The sequence below is a fragment of the Niallia endozanthoxylica genome (genome assembly GCF_008710145.1).
Classification (GTDB): Bacteria; Bacillota; Bacilli; order Bacillales; family Cytobacillaceae; genus Bacillus_BD; species Bacillus_BD endozanthoxylica.
The window spans coordinates 134,990-146,230 of sequence record NZ_VYKL01000028.1; the positions used below are offsets into that span (position 1 = coordinate 134,990).

Annotated in this window: 10 protein-coding genes and 1 riboswitch; of the genes, 4 read left to right on the top strand and 6 right to left on the bottom strand. The window is 37.1% G+C overall.

Annotated elements, in window-relative coordinates:
• The first annotated feature begins 243 nt into the window (after positions 1–243).
• Positions 244–633 carry a DUF5661 family protein gene (locus tag F4V44_RS18520; RefSeq protein ID WP_223881961.1) on the top strand — a complete coding sequence of 130 codons (390 nt, stop codon included), beginning with the start codon at positions 244–246 and terminating at the stop codon, positions 631–633.
• 96 nt (positions 634–729) lie between these two features.
• On the opposite strand, the gene F4V44_RS18525 is transcribed toward F4V44_RS18520, so the two are convergent.
• From F4V44_RS18525 to F4V44_RS28310, 5 genes are all read right to left on the bottom strand, one after another.
• On the bottom strand, positions 730–1,188 hold the full coding sequence (locus F4V44_RS18525; RefSeq protein WP_150441499.1) for a hypothetical protein: 459 nt from the start codon (positions 1,186–1,188) through the stop codon (positions 730–732).
• Between the two features lie 5 nt (positions 1,189–1,193).
• Positions 1,194–1,982 (bottom strand): hypothetical protein, encoded by a 789-nt coding sequence (locus tag F4V44_RS18530; RefSeq protein WP_150441500.1) that lies wholly within the window; start codon positions 1,980–1,982, stop codon positions 1,194–1,196.
• Between the two features lie 200 nt (positions 1,983–2,182).
• A complete protein-coding gene (locus F4V44_RS18535; RefSeq protein ID WP_150441501.1) occupies positions 2,183–4,246 on the bottom strand; it encodes a cation:proton antiporter in 2,064 nt (687 codons plus the stop codon).
• Between the two features lie 1,269 nt (positions 4,247–5,515).
• On the bottom strand, positions 5,516–5,938 hold the full coding sequence (locus F4V44_RS18540; RefSeq protein WP_150441502.1) for an inorganic phosphate transporter: 423 nt from the start codon (positions 5,936–5,938) through the stop codon (positions 5,516–5,518).
• Between the two features lie 5 nt (positions 5,939–5,943).
• The gene (locus F4V44_RS28310; RefSeq protein WP_150441503.1) at positions 5,944–6,447 is read right to left on the bottom strand and encodes a hypothetical protein; all 504 of its coding nucleotides are present in this window, start codon (positions 6,445–6,447) and stop codon (positions 5,944–5,946) included.
• 510 nt (positions 6,448–6,957) lie between these two features.
• Here F4V44_RS28310 and F4V44_RS18555 point away from each other — a divergent pair.
• The 3 genes from F4V44_RS18555 (at position 6,958) to F4V44_RS18565 (ending at position 9,953) form a co-directional block, all read left to right on the top strand.
• On the top strand, positions 6,958–7,422 hold the full coding sequence (locus tag F4V44_RS18555; protein ID WP_150441504.1) for a hypothetical protein: 465 nt from the start codon (positions 6,958–6,960) through the stop codon (positions 7,420–7,422).
• Positions 7,423–7,745: 323 nt separating this feature from the next.
• A riboswitch (cyclic di-AMP (ydaO/yuaA leader) is annotated at positions 7,746–7,897 on the top strand.
• 74 nt (positions 7,898–7,971) lie between these two features.
• Positions 7,972–8,628 (top strand): potassium channel family protein, encoded by a 657-nt coding sequence (locus tag F4V44_RS18560; protein WP_150441505.1) that lies wholly within the window; start codon positions 7,972–7,974, stop codon positions 8,626–8,628.
• Between the two features lie 2 nt (positions 8,629–8,630).
• Entirely contained in the window at positions 8,631–9,953 is a 1,323-nt protein-coding gene (locus tag F4V44_RS18565; RefSeq protein WP_150441506.1) for a TrkH family potassium uptake protein, read from the top strand.
• Positions 9,954–10,079: 126 nt separating this feature from the next.
• Here the strand turns inward: F4V44_RS18565 and F4V44_RS18570 are convergent, their stop codons facing one another.
• Positions 10,080–11,102, bottom strand: coding sequence for a DUF3231 family protein (locus F4V44_RS18570; RefSeq protein WP_150441507.1), 1,023 nt, complete (start codon positions 11,100–11,102; stop codon positions 10,080–10,082).
• Between the last annotated feature and the right edge of the window lie 139 nt (positions 11,103–11,241).

The window sequence follows — 11,241 nt, forward strand, 5'->3', positions numbered from 1 at the left end:
TACAAGAGTAAATGCACCGGAAGGTAAGTTCCAGTGTATTTTCATTTGCAAAGCGAGAAAAAGGCACTTTTCTTTCGTTCTGATGGCGAGATGCATAGCTGAGAGCACGGATTCCTTCCATCAAATCTCATGAAACAAGATTTTTTTGGGCACTGTCACCATGTTAATCTTTTAGAGAACATGCTCATAAAATAAGTAACTAACGTATATTGTTAGTCACTACCTTTTTAGGAGAGATGTATCTTGTACTACTATAATCATCCGTATTCGAACCACTTTATTAGCGGTTATAACTATCGTACGCCATATCTATACCCAACCACCGGAATTCCAAACGGGTATAGCCATAATCGTTCTGCAACTAGGGTTAAATCATTTTCCAAAGAGGACGCAGCCGCAATCGCTTTAGCTATGGGCATTGACTTTAATAAAAGTAAGTTTGATTTAGATGAGTTTTGGATGGGAGTCAATGTAGAGCTTGAACACGGAAAAATATCGAGCCAAACGAATGTGACAAACGATGATCCTATTATGACGGGTAAAATTGCGTTGGCTCATCTTAACGAGTTTCCCGATTACTACAAAAGATTAAAGGTACTTGAGGAAGAAGCAAAAGCCTATTGGAACAAATGAACTGCGGGAACGGTTCTGCCGTTTCACTTCAGGAAAAAGATTCCCCTTTGAAACGTGAAAACCGTCCCTGTATTTCTATATCTTATTCATTCTTAATCACTTTACTTTTGCTATTCCTAATGCAAAATGGCTCCAAAGAATATCTTCTACTAATTCAACTTGTGACTCTTCACAATCAACAATTAAGATAACTTCAGAGTGTGTTCCTTTTAACACTCTTTTCTTTTTCTTTATAACCAATTCCATAAAAAGCCGAATAGCAAATCCAACAACAAATCCAACAAACGCACCGATCAATCCCCAATAAATGGGTCCCCAAGCTAATTTAAAACCAATACTTGCTCCAATAACTGAAAACGCAGTAGCAAGCCCCATTCCAATATCAATCAAGCTTGTACCGTCTGAGCGATGAAGGTTATCGAAAAGCCTCCGTTCTTCTTGTCGGTTATCCAAAGGGACAGCAAATATGCTTTCTTTTTTGATCCCTTTCTTTTCTAGCGTTGAAATGGCCATTTCTAGGAATCCAGTAGTTTCAAATGTTGAAAATAGCTGCACATCTATCACTTCACTTTTTGTCCTTTGAGTATTTTGAAACCGTTCGATTGATAATTCTCGACTAAATGCTTTCTTAAATCTTTTTCAAAAAGTTTGTTATTCTCAACCGTATTGATATAAGAATCATAAGAGGCAAACCCATAGTGTGAAGGGATAAAAAGAAGCCATTCTGGATTTATAACCGAGGTTGCTTCTTTTACTTTACCTAAAAATAAAAGTACCACCGCTTCTTGAACATGAGAATAATAATAAAAAACCACTAACCATACGATGACAAAGAGAGCCGTTAAAATCCTATTTATATAAAGGTGTCCTAATCCAGGGATAAACAATGACCACATAAGAGAAAGGATGGGATTTCGCTTATCTAGGTAATTAACCTCTAACGCTCCTAATGACAAGGAATTAAAACGATGTTCCTCTCGCTCGGCTAAAAGATAAATCTTATTCATATCTACTGTTGTCCGATAACTATCCCAAATTCCGAAAAGGTAAACAGGAATATACATAAGAAGCCATCTTGTGTCTAGTACCTCTTTTGCCATATCAATATTCCCTTGAAAAGAATAAATCATGGATGAATTAACATGAGCTTTGATATTAACAACCACTTCCCAAATAAATAATGCATAGCCTCTAAGATATTTGGATAAAAGCATATGCCCGAATCCAGGGAACGCTGCCGACCACCATGCAATAATATAAGGGTTTTTTAAAAATAATTGGGTTGTACCAAAAATACTCACATGGGCTGTATAACGTCTGGCAGTATTATCACTTGTATAGTTGTCCATTTCATCCACCTTAAGGAATGATTTATAATATATTTCCAAATGTGGGATATATTTATGCATTTTGACAGGCGCAGTTTCTGCGGTACAGAATCGCATGTAGTCTACAATATTGTACAAAACCCTCGTTAACTCTTACTAGAGTCAACGAGGGTTGAGAAGTTGATCTAATCATTAGACCACAGTGCAATACATAAAATATATTAGTCCTCATAATCCCTTTTAAAAAGTAATTCTTTCGGAATTTCCGTACCACGTGAGCCGCGAATGTCTGTTTCCTTCATTTCTGTTGGGTAGAATACGATGAAGTTCTCAAGATTCATTGATGCTAGTTTTTTCGGTATCGCTTCTAAATCTGGGTGCCATGCCACAGTCCCTCTTCTAGCACTTACTAAAATCACAAGGTCGGTTGATTTAACATCATTTAAATCATTTTTATAAAGGGAATTCCAGCCATCAATGGATTGGAACTCTACTTCAATATTAGGATGTACATGTTCGGAAACTAACTTATACGCATCTAAGTCATCTCGAATGACAAGGCATTTAATGGTTGCACTGAGTTGTGAAGCAATGTTCTTAACAATTGAAATCGAATCTTCAAAACCAGGTTTATGCACGATATTATTTGGCAGAATAAGAATCACTCGTTCCATCGTATTCAATGGATGGTTAATCGTGGTTATGAGTGCGCGTTGATAGGTATGTTCAAGGAAATTATCAATCACTTTCCCGAAGACCTTTTGGTTCCCCACATCTGCACCATCCCACCCCACGATGATCGTTGTGATTCGCTCTTCAATGGCTGCACGTTCGATTCCCCATCCAATATTATGATCAACCCGCGTTAATGGCTTAACAGGAACATCTGCCCCTGACGCATACATGAGAGAGCGTCCAAGCATTCTTTCAGCTTGTGCCACTTCATTTGTTGCCTGTTTTAAATCCTTTTGAACAATTGTTAATGGGTAAAGCGGTTCAGCTGTCTTTTTCGCATTTCTTATCACAAAACCTAAATCGAGCAGAGATTCCATTGTCTTTGGGTTCGCCACCGGAATTAATATTCGTTCTGGAAGTGCATCGTCTAGTGCCACTTTATCTTGTGCAACGGCCAGTTTTCTACCATATTTTTCACAGAAGTATGGACCTAAAATACAGGTAACTAAAATAATAATAATGACGGCATTTATTATTTGCTGGTCAAATAATCCAAATTGATACCCAACCATAGTTATGGCTAATGTTGCTGCAGCATGTGAAGTGGAAAGACCAAAGATTACCTTGTTTTCTGCCTCGGAATATCCATATACTTTACTCGTAACCCAACTGGCAAGTAGTTTACTGCCAACTGCTACAAAGGTTATTAATAGGATGATTAGTAGCGAATCAGGGCTGGATAGAAGAACACGAAGATCCATTAACATCCCGACAGATAACAAGAAAAACGGAATAAATAATGCATTTGCCGTAAAACGGATTCTATTCATTAATGGGCCATGATCATAAATGTACCGGTTTAAGGCTAGACCGGCCAAGAATGCCCCGATAATTGGTTCTAATCCTACAAACAATGAGATTGCCCCTGCAACAAATAAAATGGCCAGAACAAAGTTAAATTCTATCGTTCCTTCATTATTCGAGCGTTTAAAGAACCACTTGGTCAGATAGGGGGTAAAAATGAGAACAGCTACAGCAAAGAGTGTGGTTGCAATAAGCAAGGATCCCAAAAATCCAATGGTTAAATCGCCTTCCGATGCCCCTATGATTACAGCGAGAACAAGCAATGCCAAGCTATCTGTTATTAATGTACCGCCAACTGCTGTTGTGACAGCTTTGTTTTTCGCAACGCCTAGTCGGCTAATGGCAGGGTACCCTAGAAGTGTATGCGTAGAGAAAATGCTACCAAATAAAAAAGCTGATAGCATACTGAGACCAAGCCCCAGTCCTACTATGATTCCAAGGATTAATGGGATTGAAAACGAGAGGAAGCCAAATAAAATACTGCGATTTCGGTATTTTTTGAAACCATCGAGGTCTAGCTCAAGCCCTGCTATAAACATGATAAACAATAATCCGACTGTTCCAAGCAATTCAATGGTTGAATCTCGTGCTAATATTTCTAGCCCGTTTGGTCCGACGATAATTCCTGCTAAAATGGGCCCAATAATAGCAGGTACTCTTAGTTTCCCCATTAGTATAGGGAATACCAAAAAAATTAACACAGCAAAACCAAATATAAGAACTGGTTCTTGTAGAGGGAAGTGCATAAATATCCCAACCTCACTTTCCACTTACTAACTTTAGCATAAGTCTTTTAAGTGAATAATAATGTACTATATATAATGTAAAATTTAAAACTACTAATCTCACAGCCATGATAACCATCTATCCTTCTAGGTGAAAAAAATGAAGTTTGAAGATAGAATCGCTTTGTATACGATTGATTGAAGGGACATTTCATTCCATACGGGGTAGTACCATCATTCCGCTAATTTACAACACTAAGCATCTCTGTCAAAAAGCCTGTATTCAAGTGATGCAATATTTCATTTCATGGAGGGACTTTCTGACAAATTGACATTAGCAAGGTCGCCTTCACGTTGTCAAAATCAATGGATTCTTATGTTCTACATCCCTTAGCGTTGATAATATGGGTTTCGCTGGCGTACCCCTATTAGGAGGCTGATTAAATGAATAATCATAAACATAGAAAGGCCGACAGAGAACACGGAAGTGAATCACCGTGGATATACGTTGTCATACTAATGATTGCTCTTTTAATCGATAAGTTTTAAATTCTTATTTTAATGTCCCAAAAAAGCTTCTAAAAAAATTAAGTCTGTATAGGGCAGCTCCCCATGCAAGAAATAATTAATTATATTTTATTGGGAAGATAATAATAGTATGGGAAAAGTAAAACGTATTTTCTTTGGTAAAATATCAGAACGAACTTTCATCCATCAGGTGCTCTTCTCTAGAAAAAGAGAAAAAAATAGACTGCTGCAACTAGACTAAACCCTAAAAAGTTCACATTAAAAAGCACAAACACCGAATACGAACGCCCATTTCCCTGTTATTTATTAACCTTTTACTTTATTCAATTTATTAGTATGACTAATTTTTTATGAGTAATATTAATTGTTAAAATTGCATAAAATTACTCGGGATTAGTGCATCACAGCATACACAGGCTTATTTTTGGACAAAGGCTGAATTCAAGGCACATCCAATCTTGAGTGAGAAGAAAGTTGAGTTTGTTACATACGAGGCAGAAGCATCATTTGAGGAATTATTTTAGCTATACTTAATAAAGTCATAAAGAAGGCTGGCAAATATCTTCGTTCCCTATTTGAATAAAACAGTCTAAACCCCCTAGGTCAACAACTTGTTCAAAATCTTCCGACTACCTGAACTTATTTGAGAAACGCAGGGACGTTCTCACGTTTCATTTCAGGAAAAGATTTCCCCTGTGAAACGTGAGAACGCCTCCTATGTTTCTATTATTTTACCTTTGCTATTCCTAATGCAAAATGGCTTCAAAGGATATCTTCTACTAATTCAGCTTGTGATTCTTCACAATCAACAATTAAGATGACTTCAGAGTGTGTTCCTTTTAACACTCTTTTCTTTTTCTTTATAATCAATTCCATAAAAAGCCGAATAGCAAATCCAAGAACAAATCCAACAAACGCACCGATTAGTCCCCAATAAATGGGTCCCCAAGCTAATTTAAAACCAATACTTGCTCCAATCACTGAAAAAGCAGTAGCAAGTGCCATTCCAATATCAATCAGGCTTATACCGTCTGAGCGATGAAGGTTATCGAAAATTTTCCGTTCTTCTTGTCGGTTATCCAAAGGGACAGCAAATATGCTTTCTTTTTTAATCCCTTTCTTTTCTAAGGTTGAAATGGCCATTTCTAAGAATCCTGTCGTTTCAAATGTTGAAAATAGCTGCACATCGATCACTTCACTTTTTGTCCTTTTAGTATTTTGAACCCATCCGATTGATAATTCTCAGTTAAGTGATTCCTTAACTCTTTTTCAAATAGTCTGTTATTCTCAACCGTATTGATATAAGAATCATAAGAGGCAAACCCATAGTGTGAAGGGATAAAAAGAAGCCATTCTGACTTTAAAACCGGGGTTGCTTCCTTTACTTTGCCTAAAATTAGAAGTACAACAGCCTCTTGAACATGTGAAAAATAATAAAATACCACTAACCATACGATGACAAAGATAGCAATTAAAATCCTGTGGATATAGAGCTGTCCTAGTCCAGGGATAAACAATGACCACAAAACGGAAAGGACGGGATTTCGCTTATCTAGGTAGTTAATCTCTAAGGCTCGTAATGCAAATGAATTAAAACGGTGTTCCTCCCGCTCGGCTAAAAGATAGACCCTATTCATATCTACAGTTGTCCGGTAACTATCCCAAATACAAAAAAGATAAACAGGGATATACATAAGAAGCCATCTTGTGTCTAGTACCCTTTTGCCATATCAATATTCCCTTGAAAGGAATAAATCATGGAAGCATTAACATTTGCATTAATATTAACAACAACTTCCCAAATAAATAGTGCATATCCTCTAAGATATTTTGATAAAAGCAAATGACGGAATCCGGGGAACGCTGCGGACCGCCAGGCAATAATATACGGATTTCTTAAATGCAATTGGGTTGTACTAAAACACTAACATGAGCTTTATACCTTCTGGCAGTATTATCATTTGTATAGTTGTTCATTTCATCCACCTTATGGAACGATTTATACTATATTTCCAAATGTGGAATCTATTTATGCACTTCTTAATATGGACGCTTGTTAATAAGAAAATAGCTGACTGCATTATTTTAGCAGGTAGTGGCTGTGTGAATAGCACTTTAGCCTCGAAAACCAATTTCAGGTTTTATTTTCATTTATTTGCTACACAATAATATCTATAAACAAATTAGTAAAGGCGGGTTTTTTTATGATTAATCTTATTCGAGTTGGACTGCTCACTATTTCATGGTTATCGCTTGTTTTCTTGCCGAAACGGTCCTTTAGAAAATACCTGCCAGTTGCAAATTTGGCAGTAGGTTTAATCCTATTAACCAGTTTATTTTCTCTCCCCTTCAAGCTATGGATCGTGGAGAAAGGCGGAATAAAGGAAAAGATTTTTACTGATTTAAGTCTCATTTTAGGACCTTTCTTTTCTGGTACTTTATGGATTTTCCATTTAACCTATGGTCGTTTTGGACCCTATTTACTGCTGAATATGGTCATGAACTTATTGCTCGCCTTTCCTTTATGTACAATCTTTCAGAAGTTAAAGTTATTTAAATTGGTTAATTTTAGACCGGTTCACATCTTTTTCACCTATATTTTTTATTCGATTGTTCTATATGGATATCAGATGTTCTTAACTAAGCCTAAGCAGCTACTATCAAAATAGAATATAGAAACGCAGGGATGGTTCTTGTGCTTCCTAAAAAAGCGCAAGAACCATCCCTCTTTTTCACTCAAATATCCATTTCTCCACTGCCTCCCAAGCTGTGATTTTCAGGAATTCCATTAAATACTCGATGTTCGCCTTGTATGAAACGTCCCTACGTTTCTCCAATTCAATTGCTCTTCAATGCATTTATTTAATTACGTTTCTCCAATAAAATCCTGTGGAGTATTTATAAAACAAGATTTTTCAGGGCATGCCTGTCACCATATTGACATTCAATTATTCTAGGAGTACTTTAAAGATGTTATTAATGATTGAAAAAATAATCCTTTGAGCTGAGTCTTTGGAGCGGGGGAACCAAATTTGATAAACACTTTTGTTTATCTTGGGGTGAATCTTAACACACTAGTTAAGAAGGGATGCTCTCAATCCCTAATCCGACAGCTAACCTCGTAAGCATGTATTGAGAGAAGGGTGAATGAGAACCATTGACCATTCTTTTATTAAGAGTGGTCTTTTTTAATTTACATTTAGAGAGGATAATCATGTATGAAGAAGTCATTTGTTGTTTTTGGGTTAGGGCGGTTCGGGGGTACATTAGTAAAGGAATTTGCCAAACTAGGTATAGAAGTGATAGCTGTGGATATTGATGAGACAAAAGTAAGCCGCTACGCCGAATTCGTTACTCATGCAGTTGTCGCCAATGAACTGGACGAGAGTAGCTTGAGAAAAATAGGCATTCGTAATGTTGACCATGCAATCGTGTCTTTTGGAGATGACATGAAATCCAGTGTTCTTACGTGTCTGCTATTAAAGGAAATGGGAGTTCCGATCGTGTGGGCAAAAGCTCATGATGATTATCACGCAAAAGTACTTGAAAAGATCGGTGTCGATCGAGTGATCCATCCCGAAAGAGATATGGCTATACGTATTGCCCATCACATTGCCTCTCAAAAAATAATCGATTATATCGAATTGTCGAAAGAATATAGTATAGCTGAAGTAATCGCTTCAGAAAAATTACACAATAAAACGTTAATCGAATTAGATATCCGAGCCAGATTTGGCTGTACTATTGTAGCTATTCAGAGAGGAGAAGACATTGTTGTCTCTCCGGCACCAGATAGGGTGATTTTAAAAGGAGATGTGTTAGTAGTCATTGGTCGGAATGAGGATATCAATCGATTTGACAAGAAAGGTGTATAAAGATGAATCATAGAAAAATAAATCTTTCTCCTTCACAGCTTTTAATATTAATCTTTCTTGTATCGATAGCCATTGGAGGCTTGCTCTTAAAGCTGCCGTTTGCAACGACGAAGTCCATTAGTTTAATTGATGCTTTATTTACTGCCACATCAGCCATGACTGTAACGGGCCTTGCAGTTGTCGATACTGGTACGGCCTTTACTCTATTCGGTCAACTCGTGATTGTTTCCTTGATTCAATTAGGTGGATTGGGGATTATGTCCTTTGCTGTTCTAATTTTTATCGCTTTGGGGAAGAAAATTAGTTTAAAAGAACGAATACTGATTCAGCAATCATTAAACCAGACTTCTATTGGAGGCATGATCTATTTAGTCCGTAATTTATTTTTCTTTTCCATCATCATTGAAGGGGTTGCCATGATTTTTTTAGCCTTTCGATGGGTGCCAGATATGGGATGGGGAAAAGGATTATATTATAGTTTCTTTCACTCTATCTCTGCTTTTAACAATGCTGGATTTGCCTTGTGGTCGGACAGCTTAATGGGGTATGTAGGAGACCCTGTGGTCAATATTGTCCTATCATTATTATTTATTATTGGCGGCCTTGGTTTTACAGTCATCATTGATTTATGGTCCAAAAAGAAGTTTAAAAAATTGGCTCTTCATTCAAAACTAATGATTGTAGGTACGTTTACGATCAATATTGTAGCAATTCTTGTCATATTTGCGGTGGAGTATAGCAACCCCAATACATTAGGAGGTTTATCCTCTTTAGGGGATAAATGGTGGGCTGCCTATTTTCAAGCTGTAACAACAAGAACAGCAGGGTTTAACTCCTTAGATATCGCAAGTTTAGACGAATCAACGATTTTTCTGATGCTCTTGCTTATGTTCGTTGGAGCCGGCAGTGCTTCTACAGGTGGAGGGATTAAGCTTACAACCTTTTTAGTGATTGCCTTAGCTGTTGTTACCTATCTAAGAGGAAAAAAAGAAGTTGTAATTGGAAGAAGGTCGATTAGCAATGAAATTGTTTTTCGCTCATTAGCCATTTCAACGATTGCTGTATGCTTTATATTTATTGCAGTATTTTTGTTAAATATCATAGAAGAAGAGCCGTTTCTAACTTTATTATTTGAAGTGGTTTCAGCGTTTGGAACGGTTGGGTTATCGATGGGGATTACAGCTACGCTTACTACATTAGGGAAAGTAATCATCGTATTTATGATGTTTCTAGGAAAACTGGGTCCACTTACTCTAGCTTTTTCCTTAGCTAAGCCAGACAAATCCAAAATTCGATATCCAAGTGAAAGCATTCTTACAGGATGAGTATTGAAACATGGAGAGGGTTCTTATGCTTCCTAAAAAAGCGCAAGAACCCCCCTCCTTTTCACTCAAATATCCGTTTCTCAACTGCCTTCCAGCCTGTGAATTTCAGGAATTCCATTAAATAGTTCACAGTTGATCCTTTTTCCTTATTAATTCATCTCTATCCGATGCCATTGGGGGCTGTTCCAACCATCCATTTTTGATCATAATATTCGCTCCATCTTCAGCATACAACTGAACTTCTAGGGATAGCCTGTTATACATGGCGCTAATATCACCTCTAGGACTTTGGCTGATAGCTGTACCGTAATACCCTACGCTCAAAGTAATCAATCCAGATGTGAAGAACATCATAAGCCTATCAGAAAATGTATGGGCTGTACTATTTGTAATTTCTGAATCCCACCCCATAGGTGCAGGAAGTTTACTCTCCTCTAATTTACTTCTAAATAATTTAATATGTTTATTCCCAATTTCTAATCCTTTTAAAAAGAATTGTTTTACATCCTTTTCTTTTGCAACCTGAGTAAATCCAGTAAGGGTCGCCACTCCCAACGCATTTCTTTGGAGATTGGCAAATAAATTATCTACTTCAGCGGCTGTTAATGGCCTTTTCTCGCCAAATACATCTAACATAAACCATTGCTTTTTCACAAACTCAACCTTCTCTAAATTAGGCAAGCTCGGAGACCGGATAAATAATCCTTTAGACAATAATAAATCCGTTGATTTTTTATATAGTTGCATGGTTTCCTCCAGGCAATCCATATAGTAGCTCCGAATGTCCTCTCTTACAGATGCGGCTACACTGCCAGCATATGATGTAAGACCAATCTTGGCCATTTGGTTTAAGAAATTGAGGACAAAACTGTCAGAATAAAGCCTAGGAGCAGATACGTCTACATCCTCTTCCATACTAAAACCATCCGGAACGACATTTTTCTCCTCTGTTAAAATAGCTGTAATACTTTCAACATGTGACTTGGATAACTCTAAAGCAAATTGAATAATTGGCTTAATTTCTTCATCCTCCGCTTTTTCTAAAAAAAACGAAAGAATGCATATACTGGCACTATCATTTAAGTATTGAACCCAAAGTTGAGCCAATTCTCCTGCAGTTAGCCTGATTTGTTGCCCTTTCTCCTCCATAAATAACCTCCTGAAAGATTAACCTAAAAATACTTTACCCACAAATTACCTAAAGTATTTATGGTTAAGTGAAATGCAGGGACGGTTCTGAAATGCACCCCAATTGTTAGACATAAAAACTAACAATGGGAGGTGCATT